This is a genomic window from Achromobacter sp. MUI-25009338 (genome assembly GCF_057359325.1).
The window spans coordinates 4,532,510-4,553,492 of sequence record NZ_CM170627.1; the positions used below are offsets into that span (position 1 = coordinate 4,532,510).

Here is a 20,983-nt window from a genome sequence, read left to right on the forward strand (position 1 = left end):
ATATTCCGCGGCGCTGGCGGTATTTGGTTATAGACCCGCGCGCCGCCCGGACGTTCCGCGTCCGGTATTGCTGCGTTACTGCGCGGCCGCCGTACGGGCCAGCAGCCACTCGCGCACGCCGGGCACGCTGTCGAGCACCGCCTGGGGGCCGCAACCCTCAAGCTCCTTCAGGGTGTGCGCGCCATAAGTGACGCCCAGCCCATGCACGCCGGCGTTGGCCGCCATCTGCAGGTCGTGCGAGGTGTCGCCGATCATCACCACGCGCTCGGGCGCCACGTCCAACTCCTGCATCAATTCGTGCAGCATCGCCGGGTGCGGCTTGCTGAAGGTTTCGTCGGCGGTGCGGGTGGCGTCGAACAGCGGGCCCAGGCCGGTGGCGGCCAGGGCGCGGGTCAGGCCGACGCGGCTCTTGCCGGTGGCCACCGCCAGGCGCACGTTGTGCCCGGCCAGTTCGGTCAGCAGTTCGCGCACGCCGTCGAACAGGCGCAGTTCCGGGTCGCGCAGCAGGTAATGGGTGCGGTAGCGCTCCAGGAAGCGCGGCAGCATGGCCTGGGTCAGTTCGGGCACCGCCCGCCGCAGCGCGCTTTCCAGGGACAGGCCGATCACCCAGCTGGCGTCGGAAGCCGACGGCACCGCCAGTTCCAGGTCGCGGCAGGCGCCCTGGATGGCGGCCACGATGCTGTGCGTGGAATCCATCAGGGTGCCATCCCAGTCAAACACGACCAGCGAATACGACATATCAGGCAGACTCCAGTTGTTTCAGTATTTTCAGGCAGGCCGGGGGCAGCTCGGCCGTCAGCGTCAGCGGCTCGCCCGTGACGGGGTGGTTCAGGGTCAGCTGGTGGGCGTGCAGGAACATCCGGCCGAAGCCCAGGCGCGCGAAGTGCGCCCGCACTTCGTCGTGGCCGTATTTGTCGTCGCCCACGATGGGAAAGCCGCTGGCCGCCAGGTGCACCCGGATCTGGTGGGTGCGCCCGGTGCGCAATTCTGCGTCGACCAGGCTGTAATCGCCGAAACGGCGCTTGAGGGTGACGATGGTGTGGGCCGACTGGCCGTCCGGGTCCACCTTGACGCGGCGTTCGCCCGACTGCGTGGTCCACTTGGAAAGGCCCAGCTTGATGTGCTGGCGGTCGTTGACCCAATCGCCCTCGACCAGGGCCAGGTAGTGCTTGTCCCCTTTTCCTTCGCGCAGCATGGCATGCAGCGCCAGCAGCGCGCTGCGCTTCTTGGCTACCATGAGCAGCCCGGAGGTCTCGCGGTCCAGCCGGTGCACCAGTTCCAGGAACTTGGCGTCGGGCCGCGCGGCGCGCAGCTGCTCGATCACGCCGAAGGACACACCGCTGCCGCCGTGGACCGCCACGCCGGCGGGCTTGTCCACCACCAGCAGGGAGTCGTCCTCGAACACCACCGGGAACTCGGCGCCGGGCACCGGGCGCGGCGCGCCCGGGTCGGGCAGGCGCAGCGGCGGGATGCGGACCATGTCGCCTTCGGCCACGCGGTAATCGGCCGAGATACGTCCCTTGTTTACCCGCACCTCGCCGCCCCGGATGGCTTTATAGATATGCGTCTTGGGCACGCCCTTGCACAGCCGCACCAGGTAGTTGTCCAGGCGCTGGCCGGCATGCTCGGCGCCCACCTCGACCATGCGGACGGCGGGAGCGGCTTTAGAGGGGGAGACGGGGGAGGAAGTTTCTTTGCGCATTGCGGAAAGCGACATATAATCGGGACAGCCTGAAGGGGCTGAACTAGCCGCCTGACGTAGAGATGCAAAGTGCGCAACTCCGTCGAGCGCGTGGGCCGCCATTGTACTGCCTGCTCATTTCAGCCTCTGGGTCTCTTGGTCGCCGGCGCAACCGCGCCCTGCGGAACAGTGGTGTGGCATTCATTTTGCCCGCTGTCCCAGCAGGTCCGTTGCATGCCGCAAGCGGCTCTGAAGCACTGCAAGAATCGTCGCATATTTAAAGCACCAGTTGCGTGCCGGCAACCACTCCTGCCGCAACTGCCGTTCACAGCAATCTTTCCGTCAAACCACATTCAGTGAAGCTGACCCTCCTGCTGACAGAACCCCGTGCCCCACGGCACGACGTGCCCGCCTGACCCGCGGCGGATACGCCTGGGCGCCGCCCAGGTACGGTCCGCATTCTTTCTTGCCCGCTTCAGTCCGCAGCCCGAGTGACCCGAGGTCACGCGCCGATATCGGCGCGTCATGACAACGGAGAACCCCTCTCATGAAGCGCATGCTGTTCAATGCGACGCACCAGGAAGAATTACGCGTCGCTATCGTCGATGGGCAGAAACTCATCGACCTCGACATCGAGACTGCCGGCCGCGAACAACGCAAAGGCAATATCTACAAAGGTGTCATTACCCGGATCGAACCCGGCCTCGAAGCCTGCTTCGTCAACTACGGTGAAGACCGTCACGGTTTCCTGCCCTTCAAGGAAGTGGCCCGCAGCTACTTCAAGGAAGGCGTGGACGTGCGCAGCGCCCGCATCCAGGACGCCCTGCGCGAAGGCCAGGAACTGATCGTCCAGGTCGAGAAGGAAGAGCGCGGCAACAAGGGCGCGGCCCTGACCACGTTCATCTCGCTGGCCGGCCGCTACCTGGTCCTGATGCCCAACAACCCCCGCGGCGGCGGCGTTTCGCGCCGCGTCGAGGGCGAGGACCGCCAGGAACTGCGCGACACCATGGAGCAGCTCGAACTGCCCCAGGGCATGAGCATCATCGCCCGCACCGCCGGCATCGGCCGCAGCGTCGAAGAACTCCAGTGGGACTTGTCCTACCTGTTGCAGCTCTGGACCGCCATCGACGGCGCCGCGCGCGACAACTCCGCGCCCATCCTGATCTACCTCGAGTCCAGCCTGGTCATCCGGGCCATCCGCGACTACTTCTCCCCCGAAATCGGCGAAATCCTCATCGATACCGACGAGATCGCCGACCAGGCCACCGCCTTCATGAGCGTGGTGATGCCTGACAACGTCCAGCGCGTCAAACGCTACCGCGACGACATCCCGCTGTTCTCCCGCTTCCAGATCGAACACCAGATCGAGACGGCGTACTCGCGCACGGTGCAGCTGCCCTCGGGCGGCGCCATCGTCATCGACCACACCGAGGCGCTGGTGTCGGTGGACGTCAACTCGGCCCGCTCCACCCGCGGCGCCGACATCGAGGAAACCGCGCTGCGCACCAACTCGGAAGCGGCCGACGAAGTGGCCCGCCAGCTGCGCCTGCGCGACCTGGGCGGCCTGATCGTCATCGACTTCATCGACATGGAGGACAGCAAGAACCAGCGCGCCGTCGAACAGCGCCTGCGCGACGCGCTCCATTTCGACCGCGCCCGCGTCCAGATGGGCAAGATTTCGCGCTTCGGCCTGATGGAACTGTCGCGCCAGCGCCTGCGCCCGGCCCTGAACGAAGGCTCGCACATCACCTGCCCGCGCTGCAACGGCACCGGCGTGATCCGCGACGCGGAATCCAGCGCCCTGCACGTGCTGCGCCTGCTGCAGGAAGAGGCCATGAAGGAAAACACCGCCGCCGTGCACGCGCAAGTGCCGGTGGACGTGGCCACCTACCTGCTGAACGAAAAGCGCGCCGACATCACCAAGATGGAAGCCCGCCTCAAGGTCAACCTGTTGCTGATCCCCAACAAGCACCTGGAGACCCCGCACCACCACATCGAGCGCCTGCGCCACGACGATCCGCGCCTGGAAGAGCTCAAGACCAGCTTCGAGCTGGTGGAGGCCCCGGCCACGGACGCCCCCTGGCAGCCGCGCGAGCACGAAGTCAAGTCGCGTCCGGAAGCGCTGGTCAAGGGCATCACGCCCTCGCAGCCCGCTCCCGTTTCGACCCCGGCTCCGGCGCCCGCCGCTGCCGCGCCCGCTCCCGCCGGCGGCGGCCTGGGCGGCCTGTTCAAGCGCCTGGTCGGCTGGCTGACCGGCAACGCCGAAACCGCCAAGCCCGCCCCCGCCGTCCAGGAAGACAGCGCCAAGCGCGCCGCCTCCGGCCGCGGCAAGGGCCGCTCGGCCCATGACGGCCAGGAACGCCGCGGCGAGCGCCACGGTTCGGACCGCAACCGCAACCGCCGCAATGAAGCGCGCGGCGAAGGCGCCGAGGGCGGCGAAGGCGGCCGTCACCACGTGCGCGGCGGCCGTCGCGCCGAGGGCGAGCGCCAGGAACGCGGCGAGCGCCACCAGCGCAACGAAGCCCGCGCCGAGCGCGACACCCAGGCCACGCAGGCGGCCCTGGCCTCCAGCCGCCCCGAGCAGGCCGACCAGGCCGCCGGTGAAGACGCCGGCGCCGGCCGCAACCGCCGTCGCGGCCGCGGCCGCAACCGCCGCGAGGAAGGCCAGTCCGACGCCCCGATGAGCGAACAGGAAAGCATGGTCGCCGCGCTGGCCCAGACGGTCGCCACCGCCCTGCCCGACACCCGCCAGCCCGCGGCCCAGGCCGTCCAGGCCGCCGAGGAAGCCGCCGCCGACGCCACGGCCGAGCAGGCCGCTGACGCGGCGCCGGCCGCCGAAGGCGCCGAAGGCGCGGCCGATCCGGAGCGCAAGCGCCGCCGCCGCCGCAGCCGTCGCGGCCGCCGCAGCCAGGAAGAAGCTGGCGTGAGCGCCGGCGACGAGCAGCTCGAGGAAGGCGCCGACGAGGAAGCCGGCGAACAGCCGCAAGCCGCCGCCGTCGAATCCGCCGTCGAGTCCGAACCGGCCGCCCAGCCGGCTCCGGCGCAGGTCCAGGCGCAAGCCCCGGTCGCCGAAGCCGCTGCCGAGGTAAGCACCGAGGTGACCGCTGAAGCGACCACGGAAGTGACCGCCGAAGCGACCACGGAAGTCGCCGCCGAAGTCGCCGCCCCCGCGCCCGCCGAAACCGCCCCGCAAGCCGAGGAACCGGTCCAGGCCACGCAACCGGTGACGGTGCAGCCCGCCAGCGTGGTGTCCGCGCCCGCGGCGCCCGCCGCGCCCGAGGAAGCCGCCGCCGTCGAACCGGTGGTCGCGGCAGCCCCGGCCCCGGCCGAAGCCGCCCCGGCGGCGGCAGCCGGCGCGCAGCAGCCCATCGTGGTGCCGGCCTCGGCGCCGTCGGCCAAGGCCCAGGCCCTGCATGAAGTGGTCAACGCCGCCGGCCTGCAATGGATCGAGACCGACCCGGACCGCCACGCCCAGACGCAGCTGCGCATCGCGGCCGCGCACAAGCCGGTCCGCCTGGGCCGCGAGCGCAAGCCGGTCGCGCCCGTGTCCAACGAACCGCTGGTCCAGGTCGAGACGCGCCACTAAGCCGTCCGGCTCCCAGCCAAACGCCCCGGAGATTCAAGTTTCCGGGGCGTTTTCATTTGGCGTGCCGCTCAGTCTTCCCCTGGCGCGCTGTCAGGCAGGTTCAGGGCCAGCGCGGCCTCTTCCACGAAGGCTTCGGCCAGGGCCGAGTGCGGCATGTGGCGCGCCCACAGAATGCCCATGCGGCGCAGCGGCGCGCGTCCGGGCAGCGGCACGCGCTTGACGCGCCGGCTGTCGAGCCAGTCCGGCGCCCAGTCGGGCACCAGCGACACGCCCAGCCCTTCCGAGACCATGCAGGCGATGCCCATCAGGCCGTCGACCTCCAGGCGCTCGCGCGGGGCGATGCCGTGCTGGCGCAGGTACTGGTCGGCCAGCCGGCCGCCCCAGACATTGCGGTCGTAGCGGATGAAGGGCTGGGTCCGCATCAGTTCGTGGGCGTCGTCGCTGGCGGTGTCCGGCGGCGCCAGCACCACCAGCGGCTCCTCGGTGACCAGCCGCCACGCGTAGCCCTTGGACAGGTTGAACTGCGGCTTGACGATGAAGGCGGCGTCCAGGTCGCCGTTGACCACCCGGTGGTACAGGTGCTTGGAGGTGCCCGGCTCCATGAACACGGCCAGTTTCGGCATGCGCCGGTACAGGCGCGCCAGCACGATGGGCATGGTGCCGGTCAGGGCCGAGGCCGACACGCCCAGGCGCAATTCGCCCAGCGGCGCGTCGTCGCCGGCGCTGGCGCGCAGGTCGCGCACCTCGCGCAGCACGGCGCGGGCCCGCTCCAGCGCCTTCAGGCCCGCCTCGGTCGCCTTGACGCTGCGGCCCACGCGCTTGATCAGCGTCGCGCCCAGCTCCTCCTCCAGCGTGCGCACGCGCGCGGCGATGGCGGCCGGGGTCAAGTCCAGGCGCCGCGCCGCCTCGGCCAGCGAGCCGCTTTCGACCACCGTCACAAAGCTCTGCACATATCGCGTATCCACGGTCTCCCCCTTTTTCCGGCCGCCGGTTTGCGTTACGGCAAACCATAACAATTTTATGGATTGAAGCAATTAAACAGCAGATGTTCATGGGCCGGATCGGTGCCAGAATCAGGTGTTGCTGGCGCGCCGCCGCGGCGCGCCATTCCCGAACCCCGACTACGAGTACAGACCATGACGACCCAAGCCCGCATTCCCGGCGTTTTCTCTCCGGTCCTGACGCCGTTCGACGAACGCTACCGGCCGGCCCTGGGCCGCTATGTGAAGCACTGCCGCTGGTTGCGCGAGCAATCGGTCGGGCTGGCGATTTTCGGCACCAATTCGGAGGCGAACTCGCTGTCGCTGGCGGAAAAACACGAGCTGCTGGACACGCTGCTGGATGCCGGCGTGGAGCCGCAGGCCCTGATGCCCGGCACCGGCGCCTGCGCCCTGCCCGACGCGGTCGAGCTGACCCGGCACGCGGTGCGCAGCGGCAGCATGGGCGTGCTGGTGCTGCCGCCCTTCTACTACAAGGGCGTGAGCGACGAGGGCCTGTTCCGCTATTACGCCGAGCTGATCGAGGGCGTGGGCGACGACAGGCTGCGCATGTACCTGTACCACATCCCGCCCGTGAGCCAGGTGCCGCTGAGCCTGGACCTGATCGACCGCCTGCTGGCGCGTTATCCGGGCATCGTCGCCGGCGTGAAGGACAGCGGCGGCGACTGGAACAACACCGCGGCCATGATCGAGCGCTTCGCGCCGCGCGGCTTCCAGGTCTATGCGGGCAGCGAGGCCTTTCTGCTGCAGACCCTGCGCGCCGGCGGCGTGGGCTGCATCACGGCCACCGGCAACGTCAATCCCGGCCCCATCGTGGCGCTGCAGCAGCGCTGGCAGGAGGCCGACGCCGACGCGCGCCAGGCCGGGCTGAACGCCACCCGCAACGTGTTCCAGCAATTCCCCATGATTCCCGCCATGAAGGCCGCCATCGCCTGGAAATCCGGCGACGGCGCCTGGGCCACGGTGCGCCCGCCCCTGGTGGAGCTGAACGCCGGCCAGGCCGCGGCGCTGCGCGCCGCCCTGGACGAAAACGGCTTCGACATGCCGGGCGCCGCCGCGCTGGCCGACGCCTGAACGCCGGCCGCGGGCGATTCCCGCCGGATCGCCCGCCCGTTCAGCTGACCACGCCGATGTTCCAGGGCACGAACTCGTGGTCGCCCAGCCCCAGCAGCTCGCTCTTGCTGCGCGCGCCCGAGGCCACCCGCAGGATCTCCTCGAAGATGCGCTGGCCCATCTCTTGCATGCTGGCCGCGCCGTCCAGGATTTCGCCGCAATTGACGTCCATGTCTTCGGTTAGCCGTTCATACATCGGCGTGTTGGTGGCCAGCTTGATGGACGGCACGGGCTTGGCGCCGAACATCGAACCGCGGCCGGTGGTGAAGCAGATCATGTTGGCCCCGCCCGCGATCTGGCCGGTGGCCGAGACCGGATCGAATCCCGGCGTGTCCATGAACACCATGCCCGGCTCGCGCACCGGCTCGGCGTAGCGGTACACCTCCATCAGGCCGGTGGTGCCGCCCTTCATCGAGGAGCCCAGCGATTTCTCGAAGATGTTGGCCAGCCCGCCCATCTGGTTGCCGGGGCTGACCTTGCCGTTGATCTGCACGTCGCGCCCCGGCGAGTATTCCTCCTTCCACCAGCGGATGCGCTGCACCAGTTTCTCGCCGACTTCGCGGCTGCGCGCGCGCGAGGTCAGCGTGTGCTCCACGCCATAGATCTCCGGCGTTTCGGACAGGATGGCGGTGCCGCCGTGGCGCACCAGGATGTCCATGGCCGCGCCCAGCGCCGGGTTGGCGGTGATCGACGAAAACCCGTCCGATCCGCCGCACTGCAGGCCCACCTTCAGGTGGCGCGCCGGCACCGGCCGGCGCTCGACCGCGTTGGCCTCGGGCAGCATGGCCCGCACCGCGGCCACGCCGGCCTCGATGGTTTTGCGGGTGCCGCCGGTCTCCTGCATGATGAAGGTCTTCAGGCGCGCGCCCGCCTCCAGCCCCTGGTCCTTGAGCAGCGCGTCGAGCTGGTTGCGCTCGCAGCCCAGGCCCACGATCAGCACGGCCGCGAAGTTGGCGTGGCAGGCATAGCCGCCCATCGTGCGCCTGAGCAGGTCCATGGGCTCGCCCGACATCTCCATGCCGCAGCCCATGCCGTGGCTCAGCGCCACCACGCCGTCCACGTTCGGATAGGCCGCCATCAGCTCGGGCGTGAAGGCCTCGGCGATGCGATGCACCACCGTGGCCGAGCAGTTGACCGTCGCCATCACCCCGATGAAGTTGCGCGTGGCCACCTGGCCGTTGGCGCGCACGATGCCCTGGAAGGTCGCCTGTTCGGACTCCGGCAGCACCGGTGTGGGCACGTAGTCGCGCGCGTGCGCGTAGTCGCGGTCGAACTCCTGGAACGCCATGTTGTGGGCATGCACGTAGGTGCCGGCCGAGATGTCGGCCGCGGCGAAGCCGATGCAGACGTTGTACTTGAGAATGGGCTCGCCGGCGCGCAGGTCGCGCGCCGCGATCTTGTGCCCGGCCGGAATCTGGCTGCGGCTGACGATGCCCTCGGAGGGCACGGCCATGCCAATGGCGATGGGCACGCGCGCCACCACGATGTTGTCGCCGGAGTGCAGCCGTATCACCGGCCCCGCGGCGCGCTTTTCATTCATTTCTATCATGTCGTCGTCTCGGATGGAGGAAGGTTGCAGGCGGCTATTCCGGCTTGATGCCGATGTCGCGGATCACCACGGACCAGCGCGGCAGTTCCCCGCCCACGAAGCGGCTGAAGGCCTCGGCGTCGCTGCCCACCACGGTGAAGCCCTGTTCGCTCAGCCGGGCCTGCGTGTCGCCCTGGTCCAGCGCGGCGCGGATGGATTGCGACAGCCTGTCGACCACGGGCCGCGGCGTGGCGGCCGGCGCGAACACGCCGTACCAGGTCGAGACCTCGAAGTCCTTGAAGCCGGACTCGGCCAGCGTCGGGATGCCGGGGGCCTTGGGATCGCGTTTCAGGCTGGTGATGGCCAGCGGGCGCAGCTTGCCCGAGGCGATATGGGGCAGCGCCACGGGCAGGTTGGCGAACATGTACGGCACGTGCCCGCCCAGCACGTCGGCGATGGCCGCCGATTCGCCCTTGTACGGCACGTGGGTCACCTTGGCGCCCACCATGTGCGCGTACAGCTCGCCGGCGATGTGCTGCGGGCCGCCCTGGCCGGACGAGGCGTAGCTGACCGCCGCGTCGCCGCGCTTGCGGATGTAGTCGGCCAGTTCCTGCGCCGTGCCGACGTCGACCAGGGCCGGATTGACCACCAGGATCAGGGGCATGGTCACCACCTGCGACACCGGCGCGAAGTCTTTCTCGGGCTTGAACGGCAGCGTCGGAAACAGCGAGGGCGCGACCACCATGGTGGACTGCGAACCCAGGAACAGCGAATAGCCGTCGGCCGGCGAACGCGCCACGTTGTCGGCGGCGATGGTGCCGGTGGCGCCGGCGCGGTTCTCCACCACCACCTGCTGCCCGAGGTTCTCGGCCATTTTGGCGCCGATCAGGCGCGCCACGATGTCGGCGCCGCCGCCGGGCGCGAAGCCCACCACCATCCGCAAGGGCTTGCTGGGAAACGCCTCGGCCAGCGCGGCGCCCGAGGCGCCCAGCAGCGCCGCGGCCAGGCCGACGACGCCGAGCCCGCGCGCCATCCGGCGCGCGGTCGTACAGGGTTTTTTCATGGTTTTGTCTCCGTTGGCCGCCCGCGTCGAGGCGGGCGATGCCAGGCCATTGTGGCCATCGCACCCCATCGGTACAAGCATCTGGATGCGCCTTCAAAGCACAATATTTTTATGGTTTCAGCGCCGCGCGCAGGCAAAAAAAAATCCACCCGGCCGGGTGGATTTTTCGAGAAGCGCTTACCGCTCAGAACTGGTAGGTGTAGGTCAGCTGCACCACGTCCAGGCCCGGGTTCGGGCGCTTGATGCTGGCGTTCGAGAAGTGCGAATAGCGCAGGCCGATGCGGTTGTTCGGCGTCAGCAGGAAGCCCAGGCCGACGTGGTCGCCGAACTGGAAGGCCGTGCTGATGTTCTCGTCGGCGAAGCGGGTGCTGGAAAACAGCGTGGCGCCGATGCCGGCTTCGATGTAGAAGCGTTCGCCGGTCCACCAGCGGAACATCGGGATGGCGTTGAACTGCCACACGTGGCCCGGCGAGCGCGAGCCGTCGGCCCACCAGTACGAGGCGCCGAATTCCGGCGTCAGGTCCAGGCGGCCCCAGTTGCCGCCGAACTGGTGGGTCCAGACCGAAGGCGTTTCGTAGTTGAGGGTCAGGCGCTGGTAATGGTCTCCAATGCCGTAATGCATGCTCACTCCGCCCTGGGTGCCTTCGGACGATTGAGCATTCGCGAAGGTCGCGGTGGCCGCCAGGGCCAGTCCGGCCAGGCCTGCAAGCATCTTGTTCTTGGTGGACTGCATTGGAATAACTCCGTCTATTTCAACTCTAGGTTGCAACATAGCAAAAACCAGACCAAACCGTGTAATTTTTGTCGCTCGGCGGCAACATCGCGAATGGAAAACACTGTTCCGCAAAAACGGCTAGCCGCTCAGCAAGCGGCGTGCCCGTCCTGAATGCAAAAAGCCGCCGGCGCCCTGGGGCGCCGGCGGCATCTGGCTTGAGCGCTCGCGCGCTTCAGGCGGTGACCACGTCGGCCGGCTGGTTGGTCAGCAGCGCCAGCAGGCGCGCGATTTCCTCGCGCAGCTGGCGGCGGTCCACGACCATGTCGATGGCGCCCTTCTGCAGCAGGAATTCGGCGCGCTGGAAGCCTTCCGGCAGTTTTTCGCGCACGGTCTGCTCGATCACGCGCGGGCCGGCAAAGCCGATCAGCGCCTTGGGTTCGGCGATGACCACGTCGCCCATGAAGGCGAAACTGGCCGACACGCCGCCCATGGTGGGGTCGGTCAGCACGCTGATGAAGGGCAGCCCGGCCGCCGACAGGCGGGTCAGCATGGCGTTGGTCTTGGCCATTTGCATCAGCGACAGCAGGCTTTCCTGCATGCGCGCGCCGCCCGAGGCGGCCACGCAGATGAAGGAGGTCTTGTTGTCCAGGGCGGCCTGGGCGCCGCGCGCGAAGCGCTCGCCCACCACCGAGCCCATCGAGCCTCCCATGAATTCGAATTCGAAGCAGGCCAGCGTCGCCGGCACGCCGCGGATCGAGCCGCTCATGACCACCAGCGCGTCGCTTTCGCCGGTCTGCTTGACCGCTTCCTGGAGGCGCTCGGGATACTTGCGCGTGTCCTTGAACTTCAGCGAGTCGACCGAACGCGTGGTCTGGCCGATCTCGACCCGGCCTTCCACGTCGAGCAGCGAATCGATGCGGGCGCGGGCCCCGATGCGCATGTGATGGTCGCACTTGGGGCAGACGTGCAGGTTGGCCGCCAGGTCTTCGCTGTACAGCACCGACTCGCACGACGGGCATTTCACCCATAGGCCTTCGGGAACGCGGCGGGCGCCGCTGTCGCTGGTTTTATTGATGCGAGGAGGCAGGAGTTTTTCGATCCAGCTCATTGATTTTTCATCCCGTATGAGGTCGCGCCCGCGCTGTCAGGCCGACGCGTTTGCTCGTTTCACTTGATCCAGCGCCTGCCGGATCGTGCGCAGCCAGCCGCTGGCGGCGGCGACGGCGGCATCGTTCTTTTGCGCAGCCGGGGCATCCGCCGCCGCCTGCTCCATGGTTTCTATCAGTTTGCTGCCGATGACCACCGCGTCGGCGGCGCGCGCCACGCGCTGGGCGCTCTCGGCGTCGCGGATGCCGAAGCCCACGCCGACCGGGATGTCGCGCACGTGGCGGCGGATCAGGGCCACGCGCTCGGCCACGTCATCGGTGTTGAGCGAGCCGGCGCCGGTCACGCCCTTGAGCGACACGTAATAGACGTAGCCGCGGGCCACCTGGGCCACGGCCTTGATGCGTTCCTCGGTGGAGGTGGGCGCCAGCAGGAAGATCGGCGCGATGCCCTGCTGCCCCAGCGTGGCGGCGAACTCCACCACTTCCTCGGGCGGATAGTCCACCACCAGCACGCCGTCCACGCCGGCGCGGGCGGCGTCCTGCGCGAAGCGGTCCTGGCCCATGCGTTCGATCGGGTTGGCGTAGCCCATCAGCACCACCGGGGTGTCGGCGTCGCGCTGGCGGAACTCGGCCACCATTTCCAGCACGCGGGCCAGGCCCACGCCCTGCGCGATGGCACGGTCGGCGGCGCGCTGGATGACGGGGCCGTCGGCCATGGGGTCCGAGAACGGCACGCCCAGCTCGATGACGTCGGCGCCGGCCTCGACCAGCGCGTGCATCAGGGGCACCGTGGCCGCCGGCGAGGGATCGCCCGCGGCGATGTACGGGATCAGCGCCGCGGCGCGGCCGGATTCGGCGGTGCGCGCGAAGGCGGCGGCGATGCGGTCGTTGCGAGTTGCCATGGTCGGAACCCTTACAGCTCGATACCGGCCTTCTCGGCGACGGTATGCATGTCTTTGTCGCCACGGCCCGACAAATTGACCAGGATGACGGCGTCACGGCCCAGCGTGGGCGCCATTTTCACCGCCTGGGCGATGGCGTGCGAGGACTCCAGCGCCGGCATGATGCCTTCGATCCGGCAGCAGTCGTGGAAAGCCTTGAGGGCCTCGTCGTCGGTGATGCCCACGTATTCGGCGCGGCCGGAGTCCTTCAGCCAGGCATGCTCGGGGCCGACGCCGGGATAGTCCAGGCCGGCCGAGACGGAATGGGTTTCCTGCACCTGGCCGTCTGCGTCCTGCATGACGTAGGTGCGGTTGCCGTGCAGCACGCCCACGTGGCCGGCCGCCAGCGAGGCGGCGTGGCGCCCGGTGTCCATGCCCTCGCCGGCCGCCTCGACGCCGATCAGGCGCACGTTTTCGTACGGGATGTAGGGATGGAAGATGCCCATGGCGTTGGAGCCGCCGCCCACCGCCGCCACGACGTAGTCGGGCTGGCGGCCGATGGCTTCGGGCATCTGGGTCAGGCATTCGTTGCCGATCACGGTCTGGAAATCGCGCACCATGCGGGGGTACGGGTCGGGCCCGGCCACCGTGCCGATGATGTAGAACGTGTTCTCGATGTTGGTGACCCAGTCGCGCATGGCTTCGTTGAGCGCGTCCTTGAGGGTGCGCGAGCCCGACGTGACCGGCACCACCGTGGCGCCCAGCAGCTTCATGCGGTAGACGTTGGAGGCCTGGCGGCGCACGTCTTCGCTGCCCATGTAGACCACGCATTCCATGCCGTAGCGGGCCGCCACCGTGGCGGTGGCCACGCCGTGCTGGCCGGCGCCGGTCTCGGCGATGACGCGCGGCTTGCCCATGCGCTTGGCCAGCAGGGCCTGGCCGATGCAGTTGTTCACCTTGTGGGCGCCGGTGTGGTTCAGGTCTTCGCGCTTGAACCAGATCTGGGCGCCGCCCAGCTGTTCGGACCAGCGGCGGGCATGGTAGACCGGGCTGGGCCGGCCGACGAAATGCTTGAGTTCATAATTGAACTCTTCCAGGAAGGCGGGGTCGACACGATAACGGTCGTAGGCCGCGCGCAGCTCGTCGAGCGCGTGCATCAGCGTTTCCGCCACGAAAACGCCGCCGTAGGGGCCGAAATGGCCCTGGGCATCCGGAAAGTCGTAAGGTTTCAACTAGCATCTCCCCCGGCATCGCGGCAGGCCATTACCGGCCGCAAATCCAGTTTGCAACCCGGCATTTTACCTGACGCGGCAGCCGCCCGGGCGCGGCCGCGCCCGGGCCTGGAAACCGCCGCGGCGGCGTCAGAGCGACTGCCCGAGGCGGCGCAGGAAGGTTTCGCAGGACGCGAGCTGGTCCAGCGCCACGTATTCGTCGGGCTTGTGGGCCTGTTCGATGTGGCCGGGGCCGCAGACCACCGTCGGGATGCCGATGCCCTGGAACAGGCCGGCCTCGGTGCCGTAGGCCACCTTGCGCGTGGCGCGGTCTTCGGTCAGGGCGCGCACCAGCTGGGTGATGGCGGCCTCTTCCGAGGCTTCCAGCGCCGGGGCGGCCGCGCCGGTCTCGATCTCGATGCTGGCGCCCTCGAACTCGGCCTTCATGCGCGGCAGCAGTTCCTCGCGCACGTACTTCTCGACCTCGGCCTGGATGGCGTCCGGCTGCATGCCCGGCAGGTTGCGGAATTCATAGCTGAACTCGCAGGATTCGGGAATGGTGTTGACCGCGATGCCGCCCTGGATCTGGTTGGTGGTCATGGTGGAGAACGGCACGTCGTAGAACTGGTCGTACGGACCCTGGGCCTTGAAGCTGTCGGCCAGGTCGCGGATGCGGCAGATCAGGCGGGCGGCGTATTCGATGGCGTTACAGCCGCGCGGGGTCAGCGACGAGTGCGCCGCCTTGCCGTGCACCTTGCAGCGAAACAGGTTGATGCCCTTGTGCGCCACCACCACCTGCATGCCGGTGGGCTCGCCCACCACGCAGCCTTCCGGCCGGATGCCGCGGTCGTGCAGGTCGGCCAGCATGTAGGGCGCGCCCGCGCAGCCGACTTCCTCGTCATAGGAAAAGGCCAGGTGGATCGGCTTCTTGCGCGGCATGGCCAGGAATTCCGGCACCAGCGCCAGCGAGCCGGCGATGAAGCCCTTCATGTCGCAGGCGCCGCGGCCATACAGCAGGCCGTCCTTTTCCACCAGCTTGAACGGATCGGTGCTCCAGTCCTGGCCGTCGACCGGCACCACGTCGGTGTGGCCCGACAGCACGATGCCGCCCTGCTGGCCGCCGTCCTGCGCCGGCAGGGTGGCGAACAGGTTGGCCTTGGTGCGCTCCGGATTGTGCGCCAGCCACGCGTCGACGCCCTGGCCCTTGAGCCAATCGCGGACGGTTTCGATCAGGGCAAGATTGGAATTGCGGCTGGTGGTGTCGAAACCGACCAGCGTTTCCAGCCAGGTGCGCGCGTTCATGTCACTACTCTCGTGGGGGAAAAAGAGAAGTGTAAAGCCAGCCGGCGCGCGCGTCTCGGCCCCCCGTCCGGAGGCGCCGGCCGGACAGGGCACTAGAATGTCGCCCGGAATCAGCAAACATCCCCCTGAGGAGACATCGTGCAGCACAAGGCAGTTCCCACGCGCAACATCGTGGCGGCGGTAATCGGCAACGCCCTGGAATGGTATGACTTCCTGGTGTTCGCCTTCATGACGCCGATCATATCGAAGCTCTTTTTCCCCACCGACCCGAGCGTGCCCGGCAGCGAGCTCAACGCCATCCTGATGACCACGGCCATTTTCGGCGTCGGTTTCTTCATGCGTCCGGTGGGCGGCATCATCCTGGGCCTGTACGGCGACAAAAAGGGCCGCAAGGCGGCCATGGTGCTGGTCACCTCGCTGATGGCCGTGTCCATCGCGCTGATCACCGTCGCCCCCACCTACCATGCCGCCGGCATCCTGGCGCCGATCTTCATCCTGATCGCGCGCCTGCTGCAGGGCTTCTCGGCGGGCGGCGAGTTCGGCACGTCTACGGCGCTGCTGATCGAAATGGCGCCCAACGGCCGCCGCGGCTTCTACGGCTCGTGGCAGATGGCCGGCCAGATGCTGGCGCTGCTGATCGGCGCGGCCTGCGGCACGCTCATCACCGAGTTCTTCACGCCCGAGCAGATCGCCGACTGGGCCTGGCGCCTGCCCTTCGCCTTCGGCCTGGTCATCGTGCCGATCGCCATCTATATCCGCCGCAACGTCGACGAAACCGACGCCTTCAAGCAGATCAAGGAAGAAGAGCGCCAGGCCGCCGCGCGCGGCGACGTGCAGCGCCTGACCCTGGGCCAGATGCTGAAGACGCATACCCGCGAAACCCTGATCGGCGTGGGCCTGGTGGTGACCGCCACGGTTTCCATCTACATCACCTTCACCTACCTGGTGACCTACTCCACCCAGATCCTGAAACTGCCGCTGAACCAGACCTTCCTGGTGCAGATGGCGGGCGCGGCGCTGATGGTGCTGCTCACGCCGTTCATGGGCGCCTGGTCCGACCGCGTCGGCCGCCGTCCCATCGTGCTCGGCTCGCTGATCGGCTACCTGCTGGTGCTGTATCCGCTGTACCACTGGCTGTCGGACGCGCCCTCGATCGCGCGCCTGCTGACCGTGCAGGTGGTGGTCTGCCTGTTCGTGTCGGCCTTCTTCGGCGTGTTCAGCACGGTCATGGCCGAGCTGTTCCCGGCGCGCGTGCGTTCGGTGGGCCTGTCGCTGGCCTATAACGTGGCCGTGATGATCTTCGGCGGCTTCGCCCAGTTCATCGTGACCTGGCTGATCAAGACCACCGGCTCGCCGATGGCGCCGGCCTACTACGTCATGTTCGGCGTGGCCCTGGGCCTGGTCGCCGCGTTCTACATGCGCGAACGCGCCCACGACGCGCTCGACCACTGAAGCGGCCCCGCCAGCCCGCGGCGTCGCGCGCCGCGGGCCGCTAGCGGCGCACGGCCGAGGACACCCCGGGCACTTCGGCCAGCGCGTCCAGCGCGCGCGACAGCGATTCCCCGCCGCGCACCTCCACCGTGAACACCATATGGGCCAGCGACTGCCGGCTCTGCGTGTTCACGCCCACCACGTTCAGGCGCAGGCGGGCGAAGACTTCGGACAGGTCGCGCAGCAGGCCGGAACGGTCGTGCGCGCGCACGCTGATGTCCACCGGATAGAAGGTGTCGGAGGTCTCGCCCCACGCCACTTCGATGACGCGCTCGGGCTCGCGCGCGGCCAGGGCCTGGTAGCTGTGGCAGTCGCAGCGGTGGATGGACACGCCGCGCCCGCGCGTGACGAAGCCGGCGATGGCGTCCGGCGGCGCCGGGCGGCAGCAGCGCGCAAGCTGGGTCAGCAGCGATCCCACGCCCACCACCAGCACCCCGCTCTTGCCGCTTTTCTCGGCGCTGCCCGCGCTGGCGTGGCGCAATGCGGCGGGCTGCGGCTCGGCCGCGGGCGCAGGCTGCTGGAACAGCGTGTCGATCTGGCGCAGGCTGAACTCTTCCTTGGCAGCCGCCACGTACAGGTCGTCGGCGCGGGCGAAGCCCAGGTTCTGCGCCAACTGTTCGAGGTTGACGGCGGTCTTGCCCAGCCGCTGCAGTTCCTTTTCGACCAGCGCCTGGCCCTGGGTGATGCGCTGCTGCAGCTCGATGGCGTTGAACCACATCCGCACCTTGGCGCGGGCGCGCGGGCTGGCCAGGAACCCCAGCTGGGGATTGAGCCAGTCGCGCGACGGGCCGCCGGACTTGGCGGAAATGATTTCCACGGTCTGGCCGGTGGACAGCCGCGTCTGCAGCGGCACCATCTGCCCGTCCACCCGCGCGCCGCGGCAGCGATGGCCCAGGTCGGTGTGCAGGTGATAGGCGAAATCCACCGGCGTGGCCCCGGCGGGCAGTTCGATCACGCGGGCCTGCGGCGTCAACACGTAGATGCGCTCGTCGGTATGCGCGGGCGCCGCCGCCGCGTGGCGGCCCTTGCCCGAGGCGGGCTTGGCCGCCGGCGCGGCCGGCTCGCCGCCCTCGACGTCGGCGTTCCAGGCCAGCAGTTGGCGCATCCACGCCAGCTGGCGGTCGTATTCGCTGGAGGCCGCCACCTGGCCGCCCTTGGCGCCGGCTTCTTTGTAGCGCCAGTGCGCGGCCATGCCGTATTCGGCGAACTGGTGCATCTCGCGGGTGCGGATCTGCACCTCGAACGGGCGGCCGTCGTCATCGGCCACCACCGTGTGCAGCGAGCGGTAGCCGTTGGGCTTGGGCCGCGAAATGTAGTCGTCGAACTCCTCGGAGATCGGCGTCCACATCTCGTGCACCATGCCCAGCGCCGTATAACAGGCGCGCACGTCGTCGACGATGATGCGCAGCGCGCGCAGGTCGTACATCTGGGAAAAGTCCAGGCGCTTGATGCGCATCTTGTTCCAGATGCTGTAGATGTGCTTGGGCCGGCCGCTGACCTCGGCCTGCACGCCGCTCTTGGCCAGCGCCGCCTGCAGGCGCTCGATGGCGCCGGCGATGAAGGCCTCGCGCTCGACCCGCTTTTCTTCGAGCAGGCGGGCGATCTGCTTGTACTTCTCCGGCTCCAGGAAGCGGAACGCCAGGTCTTCCATTTCCCACTTGATCTGCCAGATGCCCAGGCGGTTGGCCAGCGGCGCGTACAGGTCGAGGGTTTCACGCGCGAACGCGGTCGAGCACGGCGTTTTGCTTTCCGCGTGCCAGCGCAGCGAACGCAGCCTGGAGGCCAGCCGCATCAACACGATGCGCAGGTCGGCCGCCATGGCCAGCAGCATCTTGCGCTGCATCTCTTTCTGCGAGCCGCTCTCGGCCGCCGCGTCGCTGGCCTGGCGGGCCACCACGCCCAGCCGCAGCAAGGCCCAGGCGCCCTGCACCAGCCGCGCGACCTCGGCGCCGAAGGCGGCCGCGATCGGATCGTTGCGCAGGGACGGCGCGGGCGCCATCAGGTCCGTGGGCAAGGCGGCCAGCAAGGCCGCCGCGCGGGTCGCGGCGTCGGTCTGCAGCGCCGCCAGCACCCGCACCACGCCGGCGCCGTGGCCGGCCAGGGGCTCGCCGGTCAGCGCGTGCTGGCCTTCGAAGCGCGGTTCGGCCCAGGCCACGGCCCGGTCGAGCAGGGCCAGGCCGTCGGCGTCCAGGCCGGCTCCCGCCTCCTTGCGCCAGGCGGCGTCGAAAGGCGTAGGCGCGTCGGATACGGGCGGGGCGGACATGACGGACATGGGTGATAGAGGTTGATATTCCGACACTCTACACTAGGGTTTGCAGACACTGGAAAACGCCGCCGCGCGCGGCATATGGAAGGAACCCGAACTCATGTTGCGCTGGCTGAAGGGACGCGGCGCCCGCCCCTCCGCGGTCGCCGAAATGCAGGCCCGCATCGCGCCGGATCTATGGCGCGAGGTGCTCGACGCCCACCCGTTCCTGGCGGTATTGAACGCCGACGAATCGGCCCAGCTGCTGGCGCGCTCGGCGTGGCTGCTGGCCAGCAAGAACATCAACGGCGCGCAGGGGCTGGAGGTGTCCGACTTCATGCGCCTGTCGATCGCGGCCCAGGCCAGCCTGCCCATCCTGAACCTGGCGCCGGAACTGTACGAGGGCTGGGACGAGATCATCGTGTATCCGGCGGGCTTTCGCATTCCCCGCTCGCGCCAGGACGAGGACGGCGTGGTGCACGAATACATCGAGGACGCGGCCGGCGAGGCCTGGGAAGGCGGGCCGCTGGTCCTGTCCTGGGAAGACACGCAGCTCTCGGATGGCGGCTTCAACGTGGTCATCCACGAATTCGCCCACAAGCTGGACCTGCGCTCGGGTTTCGCCGACGGCATGCCGTCGCTGGCGGCCCACCCCGAACTGCAGCCGCGCGCCTGGCGCCGCGTGCTGGACGACAGCCTGGACCGCTTCATCGCCGCCCTGGACGCGGTGGAAGCCGCCATCCCGCCGCACGTCGATCCCGAAAGCGAGGAAGCCGACGCCTGGTACGCCCGCTTGCCGATGGACCCGTATGCCGCCACCGACGAGGCCGAATTCTTCGCCGTCAGCTCCGAGCATTTCTTCGTCGACCCCTACCCCATGCAGCAGGCGCTGCCGCAATGGTATGCGCTGCTGAAGGCCTACTATAGGCAGGACCCACTGGAACGCTACGCATGAAACAGCTGCTGATCGTGTGGCATTCGCGCACCGGCGCGGCCCGGCAGATGGCCGAGGCGGCCGCCCGCGGCGCGCGGTCCGCCGCCGCCGAAATGGCGCAGCAGAACGATCTGCGCGTCGCGCTGCGGCGGGCGGCCGACGTGCAGGCCGACGAGCTGCTGGCCAGCGACGGCTATCTGTTCTGCGCCCCCGAGAACCTGGCGGGCCTGAGCGGCGAAATGAAGGAGTTCTTCGACCGCAACTACTACGCGGTGCTGGACCGGATACAGGGGCTGCCCTATGCCTGCGCGATCAGCGCCGGCAGCGACGGCTCGGGCGCCGCCCGCCAGGCCGAACGCATCTGCACCGGCTGGCGGCTCAACCCCGTGGCGCCGCCGCTCATCGTCAACATGGGCGCGCAGACGGCGCAGCAGATCCTCGCGCCCAAGACGGTGGCGCCGGCGGAACTGGCGAAATGCGAGGAACTGGGGGGATTGCTGGCGGGGACGCTGTTGTTATGAGTGGGGGGGTGTTGGGGGTGTTGGGGGTGTTGGACGTAGGATGGGTGTAGCGCGCGGATGCGTGCGCAAAAACTCAACCGCCGAACGCGCGTAACCCATCAGCCGGCGCAAGCCGGCATTTTTTCGTGCCAAGAAAAACGGCGGCTTGCGCCGCCTGATGGGTTTCGCGCGCTTGATGGCGGAGCGCTTGGCTCGGGCATCCGCGCGCTGCACCCATCCTACGGCGCCTACAGCGCCGCCGTGACGACGATCTCGACCTTGTAGTCGGGGTTGGCCAGGCGGGCTTCGACCGTGGCGCGGGGGGGCGAATTGCCCGCGGCGACCCAGGCGTCCCAGGCCTTGTTCATGCCGTCGAATTCCTTCATGTTGGCCACGTAGATCTGGGCCATCAGGATCTTGGTCTTGTCGGTGCCGGCCTCGGCCAGCAGGCGGTCGATGGTGGCCAGCACCTGGGCGGTCTGGCCGGTGATGTCCAGCGTCGCATCGTCGGGCACCTGGCCGGCCAGGTACGCGACGCCGTTGTACACGGCCATGTCCGACAGGCGCTTGTCGACGTTGAAGCGCTTGATGCTGCTCATGAATATTCCCCTAGGAAGTGGTTGGGTCAA

At 68.7% G+C, this 20,983-nt stretch carries 17 protein-coding genes; 5 read left to right on the forward strand and 12 right to left on the reverse strand.

From position 1 onward, the window contains the following. Window positions 1–75: 75 nt before the first annotated feature. Window positions 76–738 carry an HAD family hydrolase gene (locus AC1IQ6_RS21445; protein WP_102774410.1) on the reverse strand — a complete coding sequence of 221 codons (663 nt, stop codon included), beginning with the start codon at window positions 736–738 and terminating at the stop codon, window positions 76–78. A 1-nt stretch (window position 739) separates the two neighbouring features. Further along, window positions 740–1,717, reverse strand: coding sequence for an RluA family pseudouridine synthase (locus AC1IQ6_RS21450; protein WP_102774409.1), 978 nt, complete (start codon window positions 1,715–1,717; stop codon window positions 740–742). Window positions 1,718–2,228: 511 nt separating this feature from the next. On the opposite strand from AC1IQ6_RS21450, the gene AC1IQ6_RS21455 reads away from it, so the two are divergent. Continuing rightward, window positions 2,229–5,267 carry an Rne/Rng family ribonuclease gene (locus tag AC1IQ6_RS21455; RefSeq protein WP_485865270.1) on the forward strand — a complete coding sequence of 1,013 codons (3,039 nt, stop codon included), beginning with the start codon at window positions 2,229–2,231 and terminating at the stop codon, window positions 5,265–5,267. A 68-nt stretch (window positions 5,268–5,335) separates the two neighbouring features. Here AC1IQ6_RS21455 and AC1IQ6_RS21460 read toward each other — a convergent pair whose 3' ends face one another. After that, a complete protein-coding gene (locus tag AC1IQ6_RS21460; protein ID WP_102774407.1) occupies window positions 5,336–6,232 on the reverse strand; it encodes a LysR family transcriptional regulator in 897 nt (298 codons plus the stop codon). 171 nt (window positions 6,233–6,403) lie between these two features. Between AC1IQ6_RS21460 and AC1IQ6_RS21465 the strand changes: the two genes are divergently transcribed. Next, a complete protein-coding gene (locus AC1IQ6_RS21465; protein WP_485865271.1) occupies window positions 6,404–7,339 on the forward strand; it encodes a dihydrodipicolinate synthase family protein in 936 nt (311 codons plus the stop codon). 40 nt (window positions 7,340–7,379) lie between these two features. Here AC1IQ6_RS21465 and AC1IQ6_RS21470 read toward each other — a convergent pair whose 3' ends face one another. The 7 genes from AC1IQ6_RS21470 to argE form a co-directional block, all read right to left on the reverse strand. Then, window positions 7,380–8,927, reverse strand: a complete 1,548-nt coding sequence (locus AC1IQ6_RS21470; RefSeq protein WP_485865272.1) for a UxaA family hydrolase — start codon at window positions 8,925–8,927, stop codon at window positions 7,380–7,382. A 34-nt stretch (window positions 8,928–8,961) separates the two neighbouring features. Next, window positions 8,962–9,969, reverse strand: coding sequence for a Bug family tripartite tricarboxylate transporter substrate binding protein (locus tag AC1IQ6_RS21475; protein ID WP_485865273.1), 1,008 nt, complete (start codon window positions 9,967–9,969; stop codon window positions 8,962–8,964). 184 nt (window positions 9,970–10,153) lie between these two features. Further along, the gene (locus AC1IQ6_RS21480) at window positions 10,154–10,702 is read right to left on the reverse strand and encodes an acyloxyacyl hydrolase (protein WP_102774403.1); all 549 of its coding nucleotides are present in this window, start codon (window positions 10,700–10,702) and stop codon (window positions 10,154–10,156) included. 214 nt (window positions 10,703–10,916) lie between these two features. Further along, the gene (gene accD / locus AC1IQ6_RS21485; RefSeq protein ID WP_102774402.1) at window positions 10,917–11,792 is read right to left on the reverse strand and encodes an acetyl-CoA carboxylase, carboxyltransferase subunit beta; all 876 of its coding nucleotides are present in this window, start codon (window positions 11,790–11,792) and stop codon (window positions 10,917–10,919) included. A gap of 36 nt (window positions 11,793–11,828) precedes the next feature. After that, window positions 11,829–12,692 carry a tryptophan synthase subunit alpha gene (trpA, locus tag AC1IQ6_RS21490; RefSeq protein WP_111826578.1) on the reverse strand — a complete coding sequence of 288 codons (864 nt, stop codon included), beginning with the start codon at window positions 12,690–12,692 and terminating at the stop codon, window positions 11,829–11,831. 11 nt (window positions 12,693–12,703) lie between these two features. Next, a complete protein-coding gene (trpB, locus tag AC1IQ6_RS21495; protein WP_102774400.1) occupies window positions 12,704–13,903 on the reverse strand; it encodes a tryptophan synthase subunit beta in 1,200 nt (399 codons plus the stop codon). A 129-nt stretch (window positions 13,904–14,032) separates the two neighbouring features. Then, on the reverse strand, window positions 14,033–15,184 hold the full coding sequence (argE, locus tag AC1IQ6_RS21500; RefSeq protein WP_102774399.1) for an acetylornithine deacetylase: 1,152 nt from the start codon (window positions 15,182–15,184) through the stop codon (window positions 14,033–14,035). Between the two features lie 138 nt (window positions 15,185–15,322). Between argE and AC1IQ6_RS21505 the strand changes: the two genes are divergently transcribed. Then, window positions 15,323–16,636: an MFS transporter gene (locus AC1IQ6_RS21505; RefSeq protein WP_111826577.1), complete on the forward strand. Its 1,314-nt coding sequence runs from the start codon at window positions 15,323–15,325 to the stop codon at window positions 16,634–16,636. 40 nt (window positions 16,637–16,676) lie between these two features. Here the strand turns inward: AC1IQ6_RS21505 and AC1IQ6_RS21510 are convergent, their stop codons facing one another. Further along, on the reverse strand, window positions 16,677–18,938 hold the full coding sequence (locus AC1IQ6_RS21510; RefSeq protein WP_102774555.1) for a RelA/SpoT family protein: 2,262 nt from the start codon (window positions 18,936–18,938) through the stop codon (window positions 16,677–16,679). A gap of 103 nt (window positions 18,939–19,041) precedes the next feature. Here AC1IQ6_RS21510 and AC1IQ6_RS21515 point away from each other — a divergent pair, with 103 nt between their 5' ends. Beyond that, complete coding sequence (locus AC1IQ6_RS21515) at window positions 19,042–19,875, forward strand: M90 family metallopeptidase (protein WP_111826696.1); 834 nt, start codon at window positions 19,042–19,044, stop codon at window positions 19,873–19,875. Then, window positions 19,872–20,375 (forward strand): NAD(P)H-dependent oxidoreductase, encoded by a 504-nt coding sequence (locus AC1IQ6_RS21520; protein ID WP_111826576.1) that lies wholly within the window; start codon window positions 19,872–19,874, stop codon window positions 20,373–20,375. Before AC1IQ6_RS21515 ends, AC1IQ6_RS21520 begins: the two co-directional genes overlap by 4 nt. A 227-nt stretch (window positions 20,376–20,602) precedes the next feature. Here the strand turns inward: AC1IQ6_RS21520 and AC1IQ6_RS21525 are convergent, their stop codons facing one another. Then, complete coding sequence (locus tag AC1IQ6_RS21525; RefSeq protein WP_102774396.1) at window positions 20,603–20,953, reverse strand: RidA family protein; 351 nt, start codon at window positions 20,951–20,953, stop codon at window positions 20,603–20,605. Between the last annotated feature and the right edge of the window lie 30 nt (window positions 20,954–20,983).